23 protein-coding genes and 1 pseudogene are annotated in these 22,697 nt (G+C 47.9%); 10 read left to right on the forward strand and 14 right to left on the reverse strand.

Annotated elements, in window-relative coordinates:
• Positions 1–32: 32 nt before the first annotated feature.
• The 4 genes from P9J64_16680 to P9J64_16695 all read right to left on the reverse strand — a co-directional run bounded on the left by P9J64_16680 (position 33) and on the right by P9J64_16695 (position 3,663).
• A complete protein-coding gene (locus tag P9J64_16680; protein MDG5469956.1) occupies positions 33–1,208 on the reverse strand; it encodes a tyrosine-type recombinase/integrase in 1,176 nt (391 codons plus the stop codon).
• A gap of 72 nt (positions 1,209–1,280) precedes the next feature.
• Positions 1,281–1,556 (reverse strand): hypothetical protein, encoded by a 276-nt coding sequence (locus P9J64_16685; GenBank protein ID MDG5469957.1) that lies wholly within the window; start codon positions 1,554–1,556, stop codon positions 1,281–1,283.
• Positions 1,557–1,624: 68 nt separating this feature from the next.
• Complete coding sequence (locus P9J64_16690) at positions 1,625–2,449, reverse strand: hypothetical protein (protein MDG5469958.1); 825 nt, start codon at positions 2,447–2,449, stop codon at positions 1,625–1,627.
• A 629-nt stretch (positions 2,450–3,078) separates the two neighbouring features.
• Positions 3,079–3,663: a hypothetical protein gene (locus P9J64_16695; protein ID MDG5469959.1), complete on the reverse strand. Its 585-nt coding sequence runs from the start codon at positions 3,661–3,663 to the stop codon at positions 3,079–3,081.
• 112 nt (positions 3,664–3,775) lie between these two features.
• Here P9J64_16695 and P9J64_16700 point away from each other — a divergent pair, with 112 nt between their 5' ends.
• A complete protein-coding gene (locus P9J64_16700; GenBank protein ID MDG5469960.1) occupies positions 3,776–4,027 on the forward strand; it encodes a helix-turn-helix transcriptional regulator in 252 nt (83 codons plus the stop codon).
• 56 nt (positions 4,028–4,083) lie between these two features.
• On the opposite strand, the pseudogene P9J64_16705 reads toward P9J64_16700, so the two are convergent.
• A pseudogene (locus tag P9J64_16705) lies at positions 4,084–5,468 on the reverse strand (IS3 family transposase).
• Positions 5,469–5,644: 176 nt separating this feature from the next.
• Here P9J64_16705 and P9J64_16710 point away from each other — a divergent pair.
• Entirely contained in the window at positions 5,645–5,833 is a 189-nt protein-coding gene (locus P9J64_16710) for a hypothetical protein (GenBank protein MDG5469961.1), read from the forward strand.
• A gap of 94 nt (positions 5,834–5,927) precedes the next feature.
• Here P9J64_16710 and P9J64_16715 read toward each other — a convergent pair whose 3' ends face one another.
• The gene (locus P9J64_16715; protein ID MDG5469962.1) at positions 5,928–6,629 is read right to left on the reverse strand and encodes a hypothetical protein; all 702 of its coding nucleotides are present in this window, start codon (positions 6,627–6,629) and stop codon (positions 5,928–5,930) included.
• Between the two features lie 427 nt (positions 6,630–7,056).
• Here P9J64_16715 and P9J64_16720 point away from each other — a divergent pair, with 427 nt between their 5' ends.
• The 4 genes from P9J64_16720 (at position 7,057) to P9J64_16735 (ending at position 10,131) form a co-directional block, all read left to right on the forward strand.
• The gene (locus P9J64_16720) at positions 7,057–7,500 is read left to right on the forward strand and encodes a tetratricopeptide repeat protein (GenBank protein MDG5469963.1); all 444 of its coding nucleotides are present in this window, start codon (positions 7,057–7,059) and stop codon (positions 7,498–7,500) included.
• A 196-nt stretch (positions 7,501–7,696) separates the two neighbouring features.
• Positions 7,697–8,778 (forward strand): IS3 family transposase gene (locus P9J64_16725; GenBank protein ID MDG5469964.1). Its coding sequence is split into 2 segments (ribosomal slippage): positions 7,697–7,949 and positions 7,949–8,778, totalling 1,083 coding nucleotides; the frame shifts between segments, so codons are not numbered across the junction.
• Between the two features lie 331 nt (positions 8,779–9,109).
• Positions 9,110–9,430, forward strand: coding sequence for a thioredoxin family protein (locus P9J64_16730; protein MDG5469965.1), 321 nt, complete (start codon positions 9,110–9,112; stop codon positions 9,428–9,430).
• Positions 9,430–10,131 (forward strand): cytochrome c biogenesis protein CcdA, encoded by a 702-nt coding sequence (locus P9J64_16735; GenBank protein MDG5469966.1) that lies wholly within the window; start codon positions 9,430–9,432, stop codon positions 10,129–10,131. Before P9J64_16730 ends, P9J64_16735 begins: the two co-directional genes overlap by 1 nt.
• Positions 10,132–10,207: 76 nt before the next feature.
• Here P9J64_16735 and P9J64_16740 read toward each other — a convergent pair whose 3' ends face one another.
• The 8 genes from P9J64_16740 to P9J64_16775 all read right to left on the reverse strand — a co-directional run bounded on the left by P9J64_16740 (position 10,208) and on the right by P9J64_16775 (position 16,421).
• Positions 10,208–10,693: a ferritin family protein gene (locus tag P9J64_16740; protein ID MDG5469967.1), complete on the reverse strand. Its 486-nt coding sequence runs from the start codon at positions 10,691–10,693 to the stop codon at positions 10,208–10,210.
• 430 nt (positions 10,694–11,123) lie between these two features.
• Complete coding sequence (locus P9J64_16745; protein MDG5469968.1) at positions 11,124–11,789, reverse strand: gamma-glutamyl-gamma-aminobutyrate hydrolase family protein; 666 nt, start codon at positions 11,787–11,789, stop codon at positions 11,124–11,126.
• The gene (locus P9J64_16750) at positions 11,762–12,745 is read right to left on the reverse strand and encodes an amidoligase family protein (GenBank protein ID MDG5469969.1); all 984 of its coding nucleotides are present in this window, start codon (positions 12,743–12,745) and stop codon (positions 11,762–11,764) included. Before P9J64_16750 ends, P9J64_16745 begins: the two co-directional genes overlap by 28 nt.
• 33 nt (positions 12,746–12,778) lie before the next feature.
• Positions 12,779–12,937 (reverse strand): YqaE/Pmp3 family membrane protein, encoded by a 159-nt coding sequence (locus P9J64_16755; protein ID MDG5469970.1) that lies wholly within the window; start codon positions 12,935–12,937, stop codon positions 12,779–12,781.
• Positions 12,938–13,179: 242 nt separating this feature from the next.
• The gene (locus P9J64_16760; protein MDG5469971.1) at positions 13,180–13,512 is read right to left on the reverse strand and encodes a PRC-barrel domain-containing protein; all 333 of its coding nucleotides are present in this window, start codon (positions 13,510–13,512) and stop codon (positions 13,180–13,182) included.
• A gap of 93 nt (positions 13,513–13,605) precedes the next feature.
• Complete coding sequence (locus P9J64_16765; protein ID MDG5469972.1) at positions 13,606–13,833, reverse strand: hypothetical protein; 228 nt, start codon at positions 13,831–13,833, stop codon at positions 13,606–13,608.
• 79 nt (positions 13,834–13,912) lie between these two features.
• Positions 13,913–15,166, reverse strand: coding sequence for a Glu/Leu/Phe/Val dehydrogenase (locus P9J64_16770; protein MDG5469973.1), 1,254 nt, complete (start codon positions 15,164–15,166; stop codon positions 13,913–13,915).
• Between the two features lie 19 nt (positions 15,167–15,185).
• Positions 15,186–16,421: a cation:proton antiporter gene (locus tag P9J64_16775; GenBank protein ID MDG5469974.1), complete on the reverse strand. Its 1,236-nt coding sequence runs from the start codon at positions 16,419–16,421 to the stop codon at positions 15,186–15,188.
• A gap of 277 nt (positions 16,422–16,698) precedes the next feature.
• Between P9J64_16775 and P9J64_16780 the strand changes: the two genes are divergently transcribed.
• The 4 genes from P9J64_16780 to P9J64_16795 are packed head-to-tail and all read left to right on the forward strand — an operon-like array spanning position 16,699 to position 22,584.
• Positions 16,699–18,852: an HAD-IIB family hydrolase gene (locus tag P9J64_16780; protein MDG5469975.1), complete on the forward strand. Its 2,154-nt coding sequence runs from the start codon at positions 16,699–16,701 to the stop codon at positions 18,850–18,852.
• A 12-nt stretch (positions 18,853–18,864) separates the two neighbouring features.
• The gene (locus P9J64_16785) at positions 18,865–19,731 is read left to right on the forward strand and encodes an HAD-IIB family hydrolase (GenBank protein ID MDG5469976.1); all 867 of its coding nucleotides are present in this window, start codon (positions 18,865–18,867) and stop codon (positions 19,729–19,731) included.
• Complete coding sequence (locus P9J64_16790; protein ID MDG5469977.1) at positions 19,721–20,605, forward strand: carbohydrate kinase; 885 nt, start codon at positions 19,721–19,723, stop codon at positions 20,603–20,605. Before P9J64_16785 ends, P9J64_16790 begins: the two co-directional genes overlap by 11 nt.
• Positions 20,606–20,628: 23 nt before the next feature.
• On the forward strand, positions 20,629–22,584 hold the full coding sequence (locus tag P9J64_16795) for an alpha-amylase family glycosyl hydrolase (protein ID MDG5469978.1): 1,956 nt from the start codon (positions 20,629–20,631) through the stop codon (positions 22,582–22,584).
• The last annotated feature ends 113 nt before the right edge of the window (positions 22,585–22,697 follow it).

The raw sequence follows: 22,697 nt of genomic DNA on the forward strand, positions 1-22,697 counted from the left end.
AATCTGTGACAATGCGCTACAACAAACTACAACTATTTCACTCGGCGCAGGTGTGGCTTGTTGCTCGTTTCAACGGCGCCTGCAACATTTATTGCATGCGAAACAGCAGGATGTTCAAGCCCGGGAATGTGGGCAACGCTGATAGCCGCGCCAGAAATAAACTCGTTGTGCATCTTTCCAGGTATTTTTTTGCGATACTCATCAGCAACATGAGAATATCGCTTAGCCATCTCCAGCGTTTTATGATTCAGTAGCTCGGCGATGTCGGTCAGTGAATAACCTGCCATTGCAAGGTAGCTACCGCAGGTATGGCGGTTATCATGAAATCGGTAGTTTTCGATTCCAGCAAGCTTAAGTGCTTCATCCCAATTATCACGGTAATCCATGCATTTGAACGGGTCAGTGAAAGCGGGAAACAATAGACCTGACTCCGGGTGGCAATTTTCGACGAGGTACTTGATGTGTGGATAGTGTTCGTCGGTGATGCCTAACGTGAAAGCCCTACCATTTTTACTGCGCTCAACCGGGATTCGTATAGACCGGTCATCCAGGTCAATCTCATCGCGATGAAGCCATAGGATTGCTCCTGCGCGTAGACCGATACAGATAGCAGTCATGAAGAGTGGTAGCAATCTTAGGTTATTACTCATGGCACATGCTTCCATCAATTTCGGAAGCTCCGTATTCTTATCAAGAAAACGTACGGGAGGAGGGTTTTCCGTAAGTCTTTTGACCTGACGGACAGGGTTCATCTTAAGACAATGCAGTTCTTCTACAGCATATGTAAAAGCAGCACTCAACGTCGACATGTAACGATTCACAGTCGCAGGTGAACGACTGTCCCCCCTGTTTGTTGTTACAAATCGAATCTGACGGCGTATTTTACATAGCAGGGCAGGTGTAATCTTGCTCAACTTTAATTTCCCAATTTTGCTCCGCCAAACTTTAAGATGGGAAATGCGTTTTTCGTAGCCTTTATGGGTTTTGTCAAGACTCGCTTCATATTCATCAAATATGTCATTGACAGTTGTTTTGGTGGACTCCGGCGTCATCGCAGTGCCATCGTCAATGGCTCTCTCCATCTCCTTAGCCCATTTTGCGGCTTTTGTTTTGGACTTGAAGGTTTCAGAGTATTCTTCGCCCTTGTAACGAACTCGGGCGGCAAAGGTTTTTTCTTTTTTCCCAATCCGTTCATCAATTGTAGCCATGTAACCTCCTTATTGTTAAGAAAGAGCCCGGTAACGTTTTGTTGCCGGGCTCGCTTTTGAGGCTGCTCTATTTTACGAAGCGTCGGTGGTTGAAGCCCATTCCAGAAACTTGCGCTCACGAACCAGCACCCGACCCCCTTTTTTGACGAAACATTCTGTCGCACCTTTATCTTTTGCCCAGAACCTGATGTGACGAAGTCCGCCGACTGGTGGCCATGGGTGAAAATCTGGCCATTTTTCAATGGTAATAAGGCGGTCAGGCTGGTCGTTGTTTGTTTGCACCTCTGAGGCAATTTTGTCCTTTGAGGCCTTGGCGGTAGCATGTTTTTCACTTTTTTTCTTAAACATCTCGTTCTCCTTCTGTTACGCGAGTACAGGGTAAAACCCTTAAGCTCTATGGCTCCGCGATTTTGTTGTTATTTCGCAGTCGTCTTCGTTTTTGTTTTCTTGACGACTTTAAGTTGCGCTTCAGCGTTGGCTGAACGCTCAATTGCTAATTCCAGCTTCTTCTCTAGTTTTTTGTTTTCGTCCATGAACTGATTATTCTTCCATGTCAGAAGTTCGGCGTGCTGCTCGGCCTTCTGGTTTGAGTTGTGCGCAGTTTCGTGCTCTCGCTTAAGACGTTTTAGTTCCTCCTGGAGCTCCTTCATTACCGCATCCTTTTCAGCACATTGTGCTTTGAATTGAGATGCCTGAGACTTTAGAGCTCTAAGCTCAATCTGAGTATCGCCAAGAATTTGTTCCGTCTTTTCTTTTGATTCCAAAACGTCAGTATGGCGTGCCTCAAGCGCATTCTTCTCCATTTGAGCCGTATTGAGTTCCGACTCAAGCCGATGGGCTTTCTCATTATTAGCGTGCTGTTGCTCTGTCAGTTGCTGTTTCTCCGAGGCCAAAGCCGCTTCTAGTTCGGTGTTGCGCTCACATATCTCGTCGAACATTTGCTGCGTCACTGCCGCTTCGGAAAGCGCCACCTTTCGCGAATTGCCGGTATACCTCTTCAATTCGTCATAGATGGCAGCCATCAGTTGCTGAGAAATCTGTTTTTCGCAGAAGAGCTGAGCATGGGCCGCTTCAAGTTTGACCGTCTGCAAGTGCGCGCCAATGTATCCGTCAGAGCCTCGTTTTAATAAATCCCTTACGATTCGTACTGTCACATCGAAGATTGATATTTGGTTGTCACGGGCATATTGCTCTGCTACTGCCCTGACCTGGTCGACTGTGACGTCGTTGTCTTTCGCCATTTGACCTCCGTTACGTTTGTCACGGTTCTGTAACAACTTATTCTGTTACAGGTATCCGTAACATTGCCTTTTCCACTCAATTTGCAGCCTGCTTAAACTGTAAGCCCTGTGTGTGAATATCAGAGTGATGTCTCTCATCGATTTGCTCTTGTAAATCGATTGAATCCTGCTTGCGTCAAAAAACACGCCATCACTATTGTCTCGTCCTGCATTACCTCCTTCTTTTTTTTTCGTCACGGCCAGTGTCGTGAGTCAATTGAACCATATTTAATGTTAAGTTTGTTACCCTATAAACTGTTGACGAATTGATACAAGTGTGTGTAATGTCAAAGAAAATATGAAGAAAAGTTATGCAAGTAATTAAACTTTGGATGTTGTCTTTTGGTTTGGCTCTATTTTTGCCTTGTCTCGATTTTATTGAAATTGGGCTATATCGGAGCACCCCTTAATGTGGTTTCGGATGACCCCTACTTCATAAAAGGCTTTAAATTTATTTTTTTATGAAGCCAGGGGGGGCTATTTGATATTCACTGAAGTGTTTGCATGAAACGTTTCAATCCCTTCGACATGACCACGGATGACCTCGCTTGAACACACATTGTCTCTTTCACCGATAATGTTGGCTGATATCAAAGTCGGTTAAATTGACATATGCCACAACCATCCGATGGACCAGATAAGAACTGTGAGAACGTCATGATGAAGTAATGTTGATGTATAGAGCATGAAAATGAATATTCATCATCTATTCCTCGCAGTTCATTATCGGCAGAAAATTCGACCAAACCGGAACTCATACCAAGCACATGCTCTTGGATGGCACCTACGCTTCCATAGTGGTCCATGTCGATAGGCTGGTTAATGAATGGGTTAATCCCCTCTGCCCCTATGAGTGCAACCTCTTTCAGGCTTGCCCGGAATATGTGCTCAGTTTTACTGTCTTGTAGCCAATGCCTAATATGGTGCCCGTAATACATCTGACTGAATCGTATGTCAGTGACGAGTTGTATCTTTCCGTTACTGAGAGCCCTCAAACGTTGCTTAGCTCTTTTTTTCAGTTGGTACCAGTTTGTTGGATTGCTCTGGAATGGGTGGCAGGTGTGGTTGGCCTGATGCCTTTGAATAAGTTGCCGACTTTTCATTGCATGGCTATGCAAACTTGATTTCGACCTTTGGCCTTTAATGGTGACACTTCTTTGTTGGCGCTTTTTCATAGTAATCGGCTCCTCGTGGTGATATTCTGAATTCCGTTCAGCATTTATGTTGTATGGAATATACCCCGAATGGCATAATATGTCAAATGGAATTTGTGCGAGGTAGGGTGCAATGAAGAAAATTAAGGAAGAAAAGGCAAGATATCAGAAGCAATTCGGTGCTCGCCTAAAAATTGTGAGAAAACATTTTGGTGAAAAACAGGAAGTGTTCGCAAAAAGAGTGAATGCTTCGCAGTCGACAATCGCTCGTCTTGAATCTGGGGAGAGGATGCCTGAGGGTTACATCATTAAGATGGTTTCTGAACAATTCGGATGTGATATTGACTGGCTGGTAACAGGTGAGGGTGAGTCAGGGTTGAATTGAAATTGTTACTAGAAAATGTATGTCGTCAGACCCTTTGGGACTCTATGGCGTGAAAGCTAAGAGACTCTTTCCCGAAGCATCTGTGGCCTGATCAATTCCTTTTTCAGGGGCGGCAGCCCCAAGTTCTCTCTTCTTCTCCGACGCAAAGTCTGTTCCTTAACTTTATCCCTCAGCGTCAGCATTTCTTTCGCTCTTCCGTGATATATATCAGCCGGGGTCAGGTTGTCCAATGACTCATGGACGCGTTGATGGTTGTAGTGATTGACGAAGGCGGCAATCTCAGCCTCCAAAGCTCCCGGCATATAGTAATTCTGAAGCTTAATGATGTTTTTCATAGTTCGGTGCCAGCGCTCGATCTTACCCTGAGTCATCGGATGATATGGCTGGCCTCGTGTGTGATCGATGTTTTTATCGTAAAGGTAGTCCTTCAAGTCTCCAGCGATGTAACAAGGACCGTTGTCAGATAGCAATCTGGGCCGATGCCTAACCTTAGGCGTATTAATACCACTGGCCTCAATCGCTAAGTCCAGAGTCTGCGTAACGTCATCAACGGACATGCTGGTGAACAGCTTCCAAGCAACGATGTAGCGGCTGTAATCGTCCAGTACCGTTGAGAGATAGTACCATCCCCAACCGACCACCTTCAGATATGTAAAATCGGTCTGCCACAGCTCGTGCACATGTCTGGTCTTGTGCTGAAACTCATCGGCTGCGGCCATGACGATATAGGCCGGACTGGTGACCAAGTCATAGCTCTTCAAGATCTGATAAACACTGGACTCGCTGATGAATGTGCCCTCGTTGTCCGTGATCTTCCAAGCGAGTTCGCGTGGGCTTAATTCTGGATAGTCCAGGGCGACCTCGACCACCTTTTCCTTCTCATGGTCCGGTATCCGATTCCAGAACCGGTTGGCGTTGGGCGGACGGCTGGCCAGTCCATCGTAGCCATACTCGTTGTACCGGCGATACCAGCGATAGAAGGTGCTCTTGGGAACATCCAGTTCATCTAGTGTTCGCTTGATCGGCAACTCGGATTCTTCCACCAGACGGATGATCTCCATCTTCTCCGATTGGCTGTAACGCATCACTCGTCCAGATCCGAACCAACCAAGCTTTTTTTAAGCACGACATTCTTCAGTGACAGGTCAGCCACCAACTCCTTGAGCTGTGCATTCTCCTGCCTCAGATTTGAAACTTCGGGAGTCGAGGCCTGGCGCTTGGTGTCACCAAGAAGACGCTGCTTTCCTGCCTCCAGGAACTCCTTGCTCCACTTGTAATAGAGGTTGGCATGAATCCCTTCTCTGCGGCACAGCTCGGCAATGCTGTCTTCACCACGTAGACCTTCTAGAACGATACGGATCTTATCTTCTGCGGAATACTTCTTACGAGTTTTACGGCGAATCTCCCGGACAGTCGATTCTGTAGTGCTGTTCTTTTTCATGACACACTCCTTTGGGTTGAATTTTACCCCGGAGTGTCTCTTAGTTTTCAACCCTTTTTTGTCCCATAAGGTCTGACGTCAAACATGTTGTTTATGAGGGACGTCTGTTCCCCATAAAAGGGTATGACGTATCGAAAAAGCATGTAGCGAAGGTCTCTGCTGGAGAGGCTATCCCGATGTATCAGACCAAAGTTACTGAAATCTGGCATCCTGAGGACTATGCCTACCCTTTGGGGCAATTCAACGGCAAAGTCAAAAATGACGATTGGCAAAAACTGTTGAAATATTTTGATACACGTGAAGAACGCGCCCTGTTGAAAGGTTTCTCTGGTGAAGAGAAAACCTTTTTAGAAGAGGGCGCTTAATCATGACAGAGAAAAAGAGAATCGTGCGCTAATAGTTCCAGAAGCTTCTGGGTCCTTCTATTATCATACGGTCCTGCTAAAAACTCAGTCATCGTTAGGAATATTCAGTAAACACATAGGTGTCCTTAAATAACTCAAATTCAGATTCTGGCAAACTTCTAGCTTTTAAAACTGAACGTTCTGTGGCTCTACCCTGGCCGACCTTTTTGCGGTCGTTGTTGGCCATTTGTCTGATTTTAAGAATATGGTCACGAGTGTTCTTGCAATTCGGCACTCTATATATGCTCTCAATATCTTCAGCTATTTCATTGATTAGAATTCGCCGTTCAGGATTTATCATTCGGCCACCATGTCCATATTCTATTTTGTTGAAGAAGTATTTGCTATAAATCCAACGTTCCCATTTGCTGCTCAGTTCTGGACGTTTGATGAGTTCCTCTCTTTGCTTCTGAGACAACTTGCTTATTTGGCATCTGAGAAAAAAATGGTTGCCCCAAATCTTCGCGAAAAACTTTAGGTTTTCAAAGTCGTTACATGTGATTGGACGTCCGATTTCACCAATGTTCTGGAGTCGGCCAACAACTTTGACGGGTAAGTCAAGTTTGAAGGCAATCTCGCTCATTGTTAGAGCGACAGCGTCATGACCTGGAGGGCCATCTGAACCTTTAGGCTCAAGCTCATAATCGTCAAGCAATGCGTTCAGCGCTCGCTCTTCCATTCCATAACGTCTAGACGCCACCTTCTTGAACGCTTTGTTGTTGGTCTGTCGAAGTTCTTCTAATTCATTAAAATTCATCACAGCCTCCATATCTGGTTTTGATATGAAATTCCTAGGGCTGTGAACAAAATCATCAATATTGATTGATATTTGTCGATATCTATCAATATCGAGTTACATCGCTATTTTGTCGTTGGTTTACCCACGACGTTATTTCTTTTGTTAACTGTTTGGCGATTACTAAGTAAAAAACGCAACCCTATTAACGAAATCACAAGCAGATGAGGGAAGGGCGAGTAAGGCTCTCTTTTAATAATTTAAATTATCATCGTTGAAAATGGCCCGTCTCAAAATATGAGTCTTTTTTTGTCTTATAAATATGGCGTCAAAAATAAAACTAAATGGCCCTAAAAAAATAAAGATGGCTGCCGATAAGTTTACTAATTGATGATCATTGGGATCATTCTCTAATAATTGGATAGCTAACGAAAAAAAGGATTATCGTATGAAGAAAAAAATCAGTTCACGTAATGCAATTGAACAACTCAGGCGTGCCGCTAGGAAAGGCAATCCTGAATCAATGTACGAAGTAGGCTCTGCGTTATTACAAGGTAAAATTGTCAATCGTAATCCCGTTGAGGCTACACAATGGCTTGAGAAATCGGCCTCTCATGGGTATCCATTAGCGCTTTTGACTCTCGGGATGTTTTATCTCGAAGGCTCCGATTGCTGTGAAAAGGATGCGGGTAAGGGTTTGTCGATGCTTAAAGAGGCTCAGCATAAAGGTTCTGTTGAGGCCTCATTTTCACTTGGAATCATGTACCTTGGCGGGTTCAATGTTGCCCAGGATATTCATCTGGCTATTAAGTATTTGAGAGCCGCGGCTGAACATGGAGACTCTAAAGCGCATTCTTATTTAGAGATGTTGGGGGTGGCAGACTACAAATAGAGTCTCTAAAGAAGCCCTCGATCAATTCGAGGGCTTCTTTAGGCTGTTTTGTATAGCTCTATCGTCATGGCAGGTATTAAGCTTCTCTTTTTTATGTTCAAGGAAAATGAGAACTGAGTGTAACCATCCCTTAAAATAGTACCAGCAATAATGAGACTCCTTGGCATAATGTAACGGTACATGGAGGACTCATCGCATGCGCAAATCGAAGTTCAGCGAAGCACAGACCATCAGGATACTAAAGGAAGCCGAGACCGGTAAATCTATCCGTGAGATCTGTCGTGAACATGGGATTTCCATCGCAACGTTTTATCGCTGGCAATCTCTCTACGGTGGGATGGAAGTGTCGGAATTGGCCCGATTGAAAGAACTCGAACAAGAGAATCGACGTCTCAAGCAAATGTTTGCCGACACAAGTCTTGAGAATAAGATTCTGAAGGAAGTTATCGAAAAAAAGCTCTGACGCCGATGGAGAAGCGGGAGCTGGTCGATTATGCCAAAGAGTCGTTGGGTGCAAGCATACGGATCGCCTGTCGGGCACTGTGCCTGAGTCGTACAGTCTATCGCTACCATCCCGACTCATCCAAAGACGACCCAGTGATAGAGGTTCTGCTGGAGTTAGCTACTCAGTATCCCCGATATGGGTTTGGCAAGATGTTCCCGATTATTCGTCGGCGCGGTTACAACTGGAACCATAAGCGTGTTCATCGCATTTATTGCGATCTCAATCTGAATATGCGCCGTAAAGGCAAGAAACGATTGCCAAGCCGCAACCCTGACCCACTGAGCGTTCCAGCGAGTATCAACCAGTGCTGGAGCGCAGACTTCATGAGCGACGGTCTCTGGTGTGGGAGGCGATTCCGGACGTTTAACCTGGTCGATGATTTCAACCGAGAAGTTTTGACCATTGAAGTGGCCCGGAGTCTGACCGCTGATCGAGTGGTGATCGCTTTGGATCGTGTTGCCGCCTGGCGTGGCTATCCTCAAAAGTTGAGACTAGACAACGGCCCTGAGTTAACAAGTATTCGTTTGGCTGACTGGGCAGAGCAGCATGGCGTCAGGTTGGAGTTTATCAAGCCCGGCCGTCCAATGCAGAATGGATTCATTGAGCGATTCAACCGAACCTATCGAACAGAAGTTTTGGATATGTTTGTGTTCAAACGATTGAAAGAGGTGCAGGAGATCACGGAGAGTTGGGTCAGAGAATATAACGAGGAACGGCATCACGAGTCACTTGGCAACCTAACCCCGAAAGAGTATCTAGCGGTCAACCAATAGCTAGATTTGTCTCATAATGGTTGGTACTAAAGCAGGGAGGTTTACAAAACCAGCTTCTTATTGATAGAGGTATTCAGTAAGCTGTTTAATACACAAAACTGTGGCCACCAGGGTTCGACCCTTGGTGGCCTTTTCTATAATGCAGGCGTAGTAAGAAGTAGTTATTCATTTCTCTAAGCTGAACTATCTCAAGAAAGAGGGGAGCATAAACAAAAAACTCTCTTCTTTGATCTCCACTCGTGAACGCGTATAATTAGCAACATCTTATTTGTGCAGTTTCTCAAGAATTTAGGGGGCAATTTTGAAGGTTCTATTTTTAGGCGTATGTTTATTGCTGATTGTCAGTATATGTTCGGCTGAACAACTACCTCGGCTGGTCGATGTCGGTGCTCATAAATGTATCCCGTGCATCAAGATGGCGCCAATACTTGATCAACTCCGGGAAGACTTTTCCGATAAGTTGGAAGTCAAATTCGTTGATGCTTGGGAAAACCGGGAAGAAGCGGCCAGCTACAATGTGCAGATGATTCCAACCCAGATCTTTTACGCCATAGATGGTAAGGAGCTCTACCGCCATACTGGTTTCTACGGTCGGGAGGATATCCTCGGAAAATGGCGCGAACTCGGTTATGAATTTGTAACGAATAAATGATGCTTGAGCAACTACTGACAACCCTGAGCCATGCGGTTTCGGGAACACCCATAATTGCTTTCATTGCAGCGGCATCTTGGGGTGTTCTAAGCATAGTCCTCTCCCCATGTCACTTAGCCAGTATTCCACTGGTCGTCGGGTTTATCGAGGGACAAAGTCAAATGAGCACCCGCCGGGCGTTTCTGATCTCCAACCTGTTTGCGGTGGGCATTCTGATCTCTATTGGTTTGATCGGGGTTGCCACGGCTCTGGCCGGTCGGATGCTCGGAGACCTGGGCTCCTATGGCAACTGGTTGGTAGCAGGAATTTTTTTCCTGTTCGGCCTGCATCTCTGGGGCCTGATCCCGATGCCTTGGTCTGGGCCTCCTCAGGTCGGGATCAAACGCAGAGGCTTACTGGCTGCATTGATGCTCGGCGTGATCTTTGGCATTGCCTTGGGACCATGCACTTTCGCCTTTATGGGGCCGGTGCTGGGTGTTGCCTTTGCAGAAGCAGACAGCAACACTCTTTACGCGGTTTTGTTACTTCTTGCTTATGGTTTTGGTCATTGCGCCGTGATCGTTTTCGCCGGAACATTTACAGAGAAGGTGCAACAATATCTCAACTGGAATGAACGCTCGCGGGGCACGCTTTGGGTTAAACGTGTCTGTGGCCTGTTGGTTATAGCTGGTGGTTTCTGGCTGATCTATACGGCACGGTAACTCTCGCAATTTACCACTTATCAGACATGGAAATGGCCCACCCCGAAAACCGGCCAGATCCGGCTCCGTAAAATGTTCAGTCTTGCAGATGGGCCAGATTGTAATCTTCGGTGAGCATCTCCAGGTGACCATGGGTCATGCGGGCGTTGCTCAGATAAACTTCGCGCACCGCTACATCTTCAATTCGCTCGGCAATCGCCCGTAATTCTTCTTCCAGAGCTTGTTCAAGCTGCATCGCCAGAGCCAGTGCTTGTTTTTCGTCAAAATCTCCGAGCATAGCTTCCTTCAGCTCTTTCAACCAGATTGAGTCGGCGTCGGGAGGGGCGGCCATCATGGTGTCAAACGGGGGCAGACCGTCCCGGCTGTAAGCCTCGTAGAAGGAGCGGGCGTGCTCACGTTCTTCATGTGCCAGCAGCTTAAAGGTCAGGCGCGGGCGCTCGTTGTACATCTTCTCGCCTGCCAGACGATAAAAATCCATGGCATCCTTTTCAGTCTGGATGGAATCATTAATCGCCTGCTTGAGCTGCTCTTCACGCAGGATAGTTACTTTTCGTTGCCACATGACACCTCCTTCGTAACATTTGTCCCCCGGTCTGGCTCAGTTTATAAAAACGTGTACTAAAGCCTCAGTCAACAAGACAAAAATCGCTCTGAATTAGTCAATTTTACCACTCGCATATCAGGGCGCTAATTTTTTCAAATACAAGCAGTTGTGTCAGTAGGCATATATAGCCGGCAAGCCCCTTCGTTTCGCAACTATCCTGACAGAAGGGGGAGTCATATGTCCAAGGGAGTTTTGGCAGGTGACAGACTGCCCGATAAGTCACGCATTCCAATAACGATGAAAGCTTCCTGGCAATCGTGATAAGTAGGAAAAGCCTCTATTAAGGAGATCGAGGGCTTTTTCATATTATGGCTAGTGAAATATAAAAATGATTCATATTACTTGTCTGCTCCCAGAAATGAAGAGGTAAAAAGTGGCAAATATCCACTCATGAGTCACTCCGCAGCAACCAGCGAAACAATTTCCATTGTGAAGGGAGATAGAAGAGATATTCTGGATGCCACTGCACTCCGATAATTCGATGTTTGTCACGACTTTCTATGGCCTGAATAATCTGGTCGAGATCCCAGCCGACAGCTTTTATGTTGTCGGCTGGCACCTTAATTGCCTGATGATGGAGGCTGTTGACACGCAAGTGAACCCTTTTGCAAATGCGGCTCAATCGCGATTTTTCCTCCAGATAAACCTGTTTGGTCGGCAATAGCCCGGGGCGATTGTAAGTGAGTTTTCGTAGAGAGCGGATGTCCTGATGAAGGCTGCCGCCAAGAACGACATTGATCAACTGAGCACCACGACAAATTCCCAACAGGGGTATCTGCTTCTTCAGGGCATATTTAATCCAGCCTATTTCCAGCTGGTCGCGTTCTGGATCCAATTTGACTTTTTCCCGGATATCTCCGCCATAGTGCTCCGGACCTATATCATTGCCTCCGCCAATCACCAATGCTACCAGTGTGTTTTCGTTCGCAGAATGCTTCAGGCTGATTCGGATAGCTTTGGCTCCAGCTAGCCAAAGCGCAAGGTGCGTACACCACCAGGCGGGTGCCCAGCGGCGTGCGGAGCCTGTTACTCCGACATAAGGTCGTGATGCCATTGATCTATCACATCTGTCCAATCGCTTCGACTCACACCGAGCAGCGGTCTGGACATAGTTAGAAATTGATCTGTAAGTTGCTGGAGAGATTCTTTGTGCGCGGCCAAACGTTCCACAATCAGCCAGCTATCCCAGGCGCTGACCAGTGACCACTCGGGCTTTTCGATGTGGCAATCTGGCAGACGATAGTGAAAGGCTGGTCGAGCCTGTATGCGATCATCTCCCACAGCGTTATGAACCCGCTCCGCATCAATCTCTGCGAGCAGTGGCAACATGTCCAGAGCGCGGTTGCGACTAGCGTTATGCTCCAGGTAATTGTCAAACAAACTGTCCAGAGAAGGGTCTTTGCTGGCGAATAGCTGCTCAAGATAAGCTTCTGGATAAAGGTCGATGTAGGGGCTAAGCTTCCTGGTTAAATTGATATCGTATCTATCGACCAACCACCACTGCAGCAATGCAAAAGCCCGTAAATACGAATAGAGATGTGTTGCGTCAATTCGAGGGATCTCAGCGTTAATGTGGACGCCGAACGCCGCGATGACCGAACTTTCAGTGCCTGTCGCACCGGCTTCGCGTAGGGCAGATGTCATCGGGGTCAGGACCCCCAGTTTGTCCAGAGACACTGGTGGACAAACGATTTCGACAGGAACCAGCAAGGCTGCAGATTGGCTCAACAGTTCAAGCCATTGGCTGGGGTTTTTCCCTTCCTCTGCAGCCTCTGCTTTGATGTAGCTCCAATCCAGTTCGACACTGAATTCTCCTAAGGAATCAACCTGAAGAACGGATTTAGCTAGAGATATTTCGCGTAAAGCCCCTCCAAGGACCTTCTGCAGAATTTGTCCGGTTTCTGAAATCGTTAAACCAGTAAATTCAAGCTCAAAACCGACGCGTCTCAATTGGCCATCACTGTTGTAGTGCGCGGTAGGTAATGTAAATCTCCTGGGGGCATTTTTCATGTCGACTTCCTCGATTCGTTTTGGCGATTAAAGCTACTTTTTTGCAATAACCCAGACCGCGTGCACAATGCCAGGAATGTATCCTAACAGGGTGAGGATGATGTTGATCCAGAAGTGTTTGCCGATGCCAACCTGCAAGAAGACACCGAGAGGAGGGAGCAGAATGGCAATGAGAATACGTAACAGATCCATGGAAAGCCCTTTCGTGGTTATTAAGCAGAGTAGCCTGAAAATGTTCTGTTTTTATTTTCCTTCGTGGGGGTTCTCTTCACAACCATCAAACACAAAGAATTCTGTCTTTATACCTTCGCTTTAGCTGTTCCGATTTTCCCTAGAGGAATCGTAGAAATTATGTGCAAGACTATTAATTGAAAAGCTCATTGTGGTTTTCTTGATGTCAATCAGCAACAGTTAGGAAGTGTCCTTAAAGAAATTCAGTCCTGATCCATTGCTTTCCCATAATGTTTGAAAAGTTCTATTTGATAGTCACGACTGATAACTTTGTCTGGGTCGTACGGAGGCGCGGTCTGTATCAGTGACAGTTCAAGATCTGTCACGACAATGCGATTCGTAAAATCAACCTCTTGCGCCCAGTTTGGAGGCAGTAAAACTTTCCGGCCTGGCAGCCAGGCGCTTGTCGCTACAACCAAATAACGGATTCTCCAAGTCCCTTCATCAAAGATAAAATCTGTGATTTTCCCTATTTCGCCATCAACAGCTTGTATCTGGCAGCCGCCAAGTTCACTTAATTTACTTAATTGTCTCACTATCTTCTCCTTGTTCAACGCATTTAACCACTGGCCGGTACGAATAGTTTAAAGATATAGAATTGTGCACGTCTGCATCACCATTGCTGACGTCTATGGCAAACCTTTTTCGATCCCTACCTTAATATATTTGACGACCTTTGCCACTTCTTCGTCATGTTCGTCTTCATCGAAAATGGAGCCGATCATTCCACCCAGGACCAGGCCGAGGAATTGCATGGTCTCATGTATTTTGTCTTGATCAAACTGGTGAGCAATCAGGGTCTTTTGAACGGATTTAGCAAGCTCAATATTGAGCCGATTCTCGGTCTTTTTTTTCATAGATATTCTCCTTGATTAGCCAGCCTCAGCAAAAGCACAGTGTCAGAAACGCAAAAGTCCATTTTCAATTCTATTTGACTTAAAAACCCCTCATGTTAATTGCTTTTATGATACGTTCAACGGCAATCACATAAGCGGCCTGGCGATAGTTCAGTTTGTCCTGGTCAGCCTTGGCTCTGACCTCTTCCCACGCCTGTCTTAAGCGCCTGTCGAGTTCACCATTCACCTTCACTTCGTCCCATTGGTAACGTTGACGATTTTGCACCCATTCCAGATAGGACACGACTACTCCCCCGGCATTTGCCAAGATGTCAGGGATCACAACGACCCCCTTGTCATTGAGCTTGCTATCCGCGTCACATGTGATCGGCATATTGGCTGCTTCAACAATCATCTTGGCCTTCACGCTTTCGACGTTGTCTCTATTGATGACACCACCGACCGCTGCCGGAATGAGAACCTCGGTATCAAGTTGCAGTAATTCATCAATGGTTATCTTCTTGAAATCACCAGTACATTCCGAAAACTGTCCGCCTCCTTGCTTATGGTTGGCCATATCAACTAACATCTCAAGATCAAGACCGTCTTTATTGTATAGTCCACAACTGGAATCTGAGATCGCAATTATTTGTGCTCCCCGCTCATGCAAAAATCGGGCAGCATTCGAGCCAACATTACCGAACCCTTGAATAGCGACTTTCGTCGCACCTATATCAATCCCCAGTTTGTCAACAGCTATTGAAGTTATTAAAGCAGCTCCATAGCCCGTGGCTTCGAGCCGGCCTTTTGAACCGCCTAGTTCAATAGGTTTGCCAGTAGCAACGGCAGGGTTGAAACCTTCGCTAAGTGAAAATGCATCCACGATCCAGGCCATCTCTCGCGGGCCCGTTCCCATATCTGGAGCAGTAATGTCCCGATCAGGGCCAATGAGCATGGAAATCCTTTGAACGTAACGTTTGGTCAAGGTTTCCAGCTCATTGGATGAAAGTTGTGTGGGATCACAGTCAATTCCCCCCTTGCCACCACCGAAAGGCAAATCAAGTAGACTGGTTTTCCAGGTCATGATTTCTGCCAAAGCGACAAAATGTTCCAAATCGACGTCTTTATGGTAACGCAAGCCTCCTTTGAATGGCCCGCGGCTCTGGTTATGCTGAACCCGGTAACCATAAAACAGGCTGATTGAACCGTCATCACGCTTCAATGGCAGTTCGAATCGAACTTCGCGATAGGGACTGCGCAGCAACTGTTGCATCTCCGGGTCAATCTCCAGATGTTCAAAAGCATCATTGAGAAAGCTTTCACAACTTTTTCTAGGAGTATTATTGTTGTTCAATGGTATCTCCGTTCATCTCTTAATCGATCTGGTCATTTTTTTTCAAAGCCATCTTCAGCACCGGAGGTGTCATCAAAGTCGTAACGATTGCCATTATGACAACGGCCGAAAACAGGTAACGAATCACTGGCGGAGTTGGCTCCGGCAGGTTAAATATCCCGGCCCGCAAAGCGATATCCGCAATGATCAGTTCGACCGCTCCACGGGCGTTCATCCCCGCCCCTATTGCAAATGATTCCTTGTTCGACATACCCATTGCGCGGGCAGTCAAGCCAGCCCCTGCTACTTTACCGATCGTAGCTATAGCAAGTAGTGTCAATACGAAAAAAGGTATGGCTTGCAACGCGCCAAGGTCAAGGTGAAGCCCGATCGAGGCGAAAAAAACCGGCGCAAGAAAACCAGTCGTTAAGCCTTTTGTTTTGGCGAGGATGTCATCATAGACCTCCGGCGTGATAGTGCGACGACGGAAGAACAGGCCGGCCAGAAATGCGCCGAGGATAAAATGCATCCCCAGAGCCTCGGCCAGCAGTGCGTAGGCCAAAGCCGCAATCAGTAGCATACTGAATTCAAATTCTTCAGCTCGGCTCTTGACCAGACATCTACCGATTGCCGGAAACAGGTAGTGACCCATGACACTGGCCAAAAGGAAGAACAGGATAACTTTACCGAAGAGCAGCGCCAGAAATGACATTTCCGGGAGGCTGCCACTTTGCATAAAACTGGTCAGCACGGCAAGCATGACCAGGCTAAATGTGTCGTCAATCACGGCTGCCGAAATAATGGTCTGTCCAACCTTGGTCTCCATCTTGCCGAGGTCCATAAGGGTTTTGATGCTCACGGGGACGGCAGTCACTGCCATCACAGTGCCGAGGAAGAGCGCTTGGGCAAAGCGGAGTTCCGAAACGGGAAGGACCAGGAAACCGAAGGAGATTCCGAGGGCGAACGGGATAACCATGCCGCCTGTTGCAACAACGGTGGCAACTTTGGAAGCTTTGAAGAGTTTGACCGGGTTCAACTCGATGCCGCCGAGCAACATCAGGAAGAAGATGCCAAGGTCTGTGATTGCGGTAAAGACCTCGTTGTCGGAGAGCCCCGCCAGAATCGGGAATGTCTCATGATAATTGTTGACCAACATTCCGAGACAGACCCCCGAGACCAGTTCACCCAACAGCGCAGGTTGGCCAAAGCGTTCGGAGATCTCACCGAAGATCCGGGTTACGACCAGCAGAACCAAAAGGATGTAAATGATCGACATGATTTTGTCAGCCTGCTTTATAGCTTTGAGTTATTATTGAATAAAATTAGCTTCTTAAGCTGTCCTTGCCTATAAGCTTAACGAACTTGATCAATCCCTCAAGTCAAATTTTTCCCCTGTGGCCCTTTATCTTCTGTTGTTGTGAACAATCAAAACTTTCGGCCTAAGGATCTTTCCTTGACTTCCAGACCACCTTGATAAAGGGCCCTACACCTGATAGGTTGATAGCAAGAATCTTGAAAATATATTTTTATTAACTCGATAACTTATCTAAAATATGGAACAAAAGACTGAAGGCTTCTATATCGTCCTCCTGAGTATTCACGGTCTGATTCGTGGCCACAATCTCGAACTGGGGCGGGATGCTGACACCGGTGGGCAAACCCTCTATGTCGTTGAACTGGCGCGTGCGCTAGCTCGAAACAGTGCAGTGCGCCAGGTGGATTTAGTTACGCGACGGGTTATTGACGACGAAGTCTCAAAAGATTATGCCGAACCGGTCGAGCAACTGGAAGAAAATCTGCGCATTGTGCGAATCGAGGCGGGTTCACCGGAATACATCCCGAAAGAGCAGCTCTGGGATCATCTCGACAGCTTTGCCGATAATCTTGCCGAATTCTTCCGCAGTAACGAATTGCAGCCTGACATTCTTCACAGCCATTATGCGGATGCCGGCTACGTCGGCTCACATCTGGCCAATTTACTTGCTGTTCCGCTCTTGCACACCGGGCATTCACTTGGTCGCGTCAAGCGGAGTCGTTTTCTCGCCAGCGGTTTGAGTAAGGAAGAGATCGAGAAGACGTTTAATATGAGCCGACGCATTACTGCGGAAGAGATGACGCTGGCAACGGCAGAAAGAGTTATTACCAGCACCCAGCAGGAGATTAAAGAGCAGTACGAACTTTACAACCATTACCAACCTGATCAGATGCGGGTCATTCCACCAGGCACGGACCTCGAGCAATTCAAGCCACCGGAAGGCACCGAAATCCCGTCCCCGCTCCACACGACATTAACACAACACCTGATTTGTCCGGACAAACCGATCATTCTCGCTCTCTCCCGCCCGGACAAACGTAAGAACATCACGGCTTTGGTTGAAGCCTTTGGCCAATCTGAAGAGCTACAGAAATTAGCAAATCTGGTGATTGTTGCAGGAACTCGTGATGATATCGATGACCTGGAAGAGGGGGCTCAAGAAGTCTTCCACGACGTGCTGGTTACGATCGATCGTTATGATCTCTACGGGAAAGTCTCCCTGCCGAAGCAGCATGAACGCAGTCAGGTTTCGCTAATTTACCGTATTGCCGCAGCCTCTGGTGGCGTCTTCGTCAATCCGGCGTTGACCGAGCCTTTCGGCCTCACCTTGATTGAAGCTGCGGCGTCAGGATTGCCACTGGTCGCAACAGAAGATGGTGGCCCATGCGATATTATCAATAATTGCAAAAATGGTATTTTAATCGATCCGTTGGAGCCGGCATCCATCACGCAGGCGCTATTGAGCTTGTTGCAAGGCAAAGAGATCTGGTCACGATACAGCAAAAGCGGCATCAAACAGGTACGCATACACTATTCATGGACCGCCCATGCACAGCACTATATGAAGCTGGTTAAGGCGATCGCAGATCGCACCGAACTTCTGGTTCGTCATCCGGTCCGTGAACGTAGCGCGATTTACCGGGACCGGGCAATCGTCAGTGACCTGGATCAAAACCTGGTTGGCGATGATCATGCTCTACGTGAACTCAGTGAAGTTTTGCGTCAGCACCGGACTAGCACCTATTTCATCATCGCGACAGGACGCAGGCTAGATTCTGCATTGAAGTTGATAAAAAAACATAAAATCCCGGCTCCTGATGTCCTGATCACCAGCAGCGGTACCGAAATCTACTATGCACCGGAGCATGTTGCCGATGTCGCCTGGGGGCGACACATCGATCACCAGTGGGCCCCCCGTAGGGTCAAGAAAATCCTTGCAGATATTACAGGCCTGAAGCCACAGTTGAAACAGGAGCAGAGCAGCTTCAAAATCAGCTATTATATTGATCCGGAGCAGGTTGACCTGGAAGAGGTCATCACACTTCTGCATCAGGAAGAACAATCGGTTCACGTGCAGATGGCCTTCGGACAATACTTGGATATTTTACCTTTGCGCGCCTCCAAAGGGCAGGCCCTGCGCTATGTCGTTGACCGGAAGGGAATCAATCTCGAAGCTGTTTTTGTGGCGGGAGGGTCAGGGGCAGACGAGGACATGATGCGTGGCAATACCTTGGCGGCTGTGGTTGCCAACCGTCATCACGAAGAATTGTCGCAATTGATCGATATTGACCGTATTTACTTCTCCGAGAAGTCACACGCTAGAGGCATTCTCGATGCCCTGCAACATTACGATTTTTTTGACGCCTGCAAAGACCCTCTGGAAGTGAACTGAGGATTCTGGGCTATGAATCTAAAGCGTTTGCTTCTTTGCACAGACATGGATCGCACCATTATTCCCAATGGCAACCAACCAGAGCATCCTGAGGCTCGTCGCTGCTTCCATGAGTTTTGCCAGCAGCCTGAGGTCTGTCTGGTCTATGTGACTGGCCGACACCAGGCCCTGGTGGAACAAGCTATCATCGACTATGCGCTGCCACTCCCCGATTACGCCATTACCGATGTCGGCAGTAAAATTTACTATTATATCGATGACCAGGTGCAGGAAATGTCCGCCTGGGAGGACCAAATTTCTGCCGACTGGTGCGGCCAGAGTCATGCTCAACTCAAACGAGCGTTTCGTCACATTCGTGAGTTAACGTTGCAGGAAGAGGAAAAGCAGAATCGTTTTAAATTGAGCTACTACCTCGACCTGTATATCGACAAAGATGAGATTATTGCACAAATGGCAGCCATACTACATGACCTGGGCGTCCACGCCAGCTTGATCTGGAGCGTCGACGAGCCCATGCAGGTCGGCCTTCTGGATGTTCTGCCGCAAAACGCCACCAAGCTTCACGGTCTTCGGTTTCTTCAACAACATCTCGAATATGAAACCAAAGAAGTGGTCTTTGCCGGTGACAGTGGCAACGACCTTCCCGTGCTCGGCAGCGGTATCAATGCGGTTCTGGTAGCCAACGCCAGTGAAGAAGTCAGGGCTCTGGCTCAGAAAATGGCGTCCGACGGCGGTCACACGACGGCCCTTTATCTGGCCCGCGACGACACGTTTTCGTTGGGTGGCAATTATGCGGCTGGCGTGCTGCAGGGTATTTGGCATTTTCAACCTGAATTTCGAACCAGCTTGACCTCCATCGGTTTTCAACATGATCTCTAACCAACAGATAGCCCTCTTTGGCGAGGTTCTTTTTGATCTCTTTCCAACAGGTGAAAAAATCCTGGGCGGAGCGCCCTTCAATGTTGCCTGGAATCTGCAGGCCCTGGGTGACGCCCCACTTTTCATTTCACGCGTTGGCAAGGACAGCTATGGTACTGACATCCTGCAGGCAATGCGTACCTGGGGAATGAGCACGGAAGGGGTACAGTGTGACCCGGACCATGCCACGGGACAGGTCCAGGTTGAGCTGATTGACAATGAGCCGCGTTACCACATTGTTGCGGACAGTGCCTATGATTTCATTCATGAAGGCCAGCTACCGGTGCTTGGTAATGGTGTGCTGCTGTACCATGGCACCCTTGGCTTGCGTCACAGTGCATCGCGCAGCGCCTTGGAGCAACTGCGTCACTCTACCAGGATGTCGATCTTTCTCGATGTCAACCTGCGAGAGCCCTGGTGGGATCTGCAGACTGTGGAGAGCTGGCTCTCCACAGCCCGCTGGGTGAAGTTGAATAAAGATGAATTGCGCGCGCTCGGTTTTCAGGCAAAGAGTCTTGCCGACGCCCTGGAAAAACTACAGCACAAATTTCAGATGGAACAGGTCATTTTAACCTGTGGCGAAGAAGGTGCGATCGTCAGGGAACAGAGCGGAGAGATACATCATCTTGCGGCCCCTCCGGTGGAAAATTTCATCGATACGGTTGGCGCCGGCGATGCGTTCACTGCTGTCTATCTGCATGGTCTTCTGGCAGGATGGAGCATTCCGGAAACACTTGACGCGGCCCAGCGGTTTGCCGGAAAGGTCATCAGTTTGCGCGGTGCAACATCAACAGATGCATCTTTTTATCACCATTTTCTAGAGTCTTGTCGCTAAAGCTGGATAACCAAAGGCAACCTATGTACGAACAGGTCTCACACTCTCTTCTGAATGACATCCTCAACCGGATCAAACCGGAGATCTCTAACCAGGATCTGCGGCATTTCTACACCCGCTTGGGGGCCAACTTTTACGCTATTCATTCCCTGTTCGAAACCCTCTACGGAGACCGTGAAGATTTTCATAAACATGCACAGTGCCTTGTCGAGACAATGGCACAGCATTATATCAAACGACCTGACCATCTGCGCCAAATTGACCTCGACAGGGAAAAAGACTTCAACTGGTTCCTTCATCAAAAATGGGTCGGAATGGCGCTTTACTGCAACGGCTTCGCCGGAACCTTGCGCGGATTGCAAGACCGCCTCGGCTACTTCGAGGAGCTGGGGGTCAACTTGGTTCATGTGATGCCGATTCTACGCTGCCCGGAAGGCAGTAGTGACGGCGGTTATGCTGTCAGCGACTTTCGCGAAATCGATCCGCATATCGGGACGTTAGAAGAGCTCTCTGAGTTGGCGGCCGAGATGCGAAAAAGAGAGATCCTGCTGGTTCTTGACGTGGTCGTCAACCACACCTCCGACCAACACTACTGGGCAGAGCAGGCGCGTGCCGGCGACCCTGTCTACCAGGACTATTACTACACCTTTGAGAGCCGTGAGATTCCTGACCTGTATGAGCAGGGCATGCCGGAGATTTTCCCGGAATCCTCGCCGGGGAATTTCACCTGGGACGAGACGATGGAACGCTGGGTCATGACCGTTTTCAACGATTACCAGTGGGACCTCAACTATAGCAATCCAGCTGTGTTCATAGAAATGCTCAACATTATCCTCTTCTGGGCCAATCAAGGTGCCGACATTCTGCGACTCGACGCGGTAGCTTTCTTGTGGAAGAAAATCGGTCGCGTCTGCCAGAATGAGCGGGAAGCCCACCTGATTTTGCAGTTGTTGAAAGATTGCTGTCAAGTCACGGCGCCAGGGGTTTTGTTTATCGCTGAGGCCATTGTGGCCCCGTTGGAAGTGATTAAGTACTTTGGGGAGGATGCGGTCATCGCTAAGGAATGTGAGATTGCCTACAATGCGACCTTCATGGCCCTGATGTGGGATGCTGCCGCGACCAAAAACGCCCGTCTATTGAATCAGGGGATCAAAAGTCTGCCGGTCAAACTGGAGCGGGCCACCTGGCTTAATTACATCCGCTGTCATGATGATATCGGTCTCGGTTTTGACGATCAGGACATTGTAGCCTGTGGATATGATCCAGTGCCTCATCGTAAGTTTCTGATTGATTATTTTACCGGCCAGTTTGACGAGTCCCATGCCAGAGGGTTGCCGTTCGGACAAAACAGCAAAACCGGAGACGCGCGCATCTCCGGTTCGCTTGCCTCTCTGGTCGGGTTACAGCATGCTCTGGAGACAGGCGACGAACAGGCCATCGATGACTCGATCAAATTGATCCTTTTGCTGCACAATCTGATCCTCTCGTTCGGCGGCCTGCCGCTTCTCTATTATGGTGATGCTCTTGGTACGCTGAATGACGATTCCTACCTTGGAGATCCTCATAAAAAAGGTGACAACCGCTGGGTCCACAGGCCGACCATTGATTGGCAAAAAGCAGACTTACGCTCAGTCCCCGGGACGCTGGAATACAAGATCTTCAACCCTCTCAAAAAAATGATTGCTGTTCGCAAGGAACTCCAGGTGTTTGCCGATTTTAACAACCGCGAGTTGTACGATTTGGACAACCCTCATCTGTTTGTGTTCGAACGCTATAGCCTGACTTCGCCGGCAGAGCGTGTTCTTGTGGTTGCCAACTTCAGTAATCAAACGCAGTTGATGACTTTTGAAGATATCGGCACCTGGGGTGCAGGTTATGGTGGCCTTGTTGATCAGATCTCTGGTGAATGCTTCGAAAAAACAGGGGCTTCTTTAGAGATCCAGGGTTATGGCTATTACTGGTTCAAGGAGCAACGTTGACAGGTCTTATTTACTCGACTCTTAACGCTCTATAGCCTGATAAGTTTGTCGGGGGGACCGGGTCAGCAATAATTTCGACTTTTGGCTAAGAGGAACTCTCGACAGCAACATTG

The organism is Deltaproteobacteria bacterium IMCC39524 (assembly GCA_029667085.1).
GTDB lineage: Bacteria > Desulfobacterota > Desulfuromonadia > Desulfuromonadales > BM103 > M0040.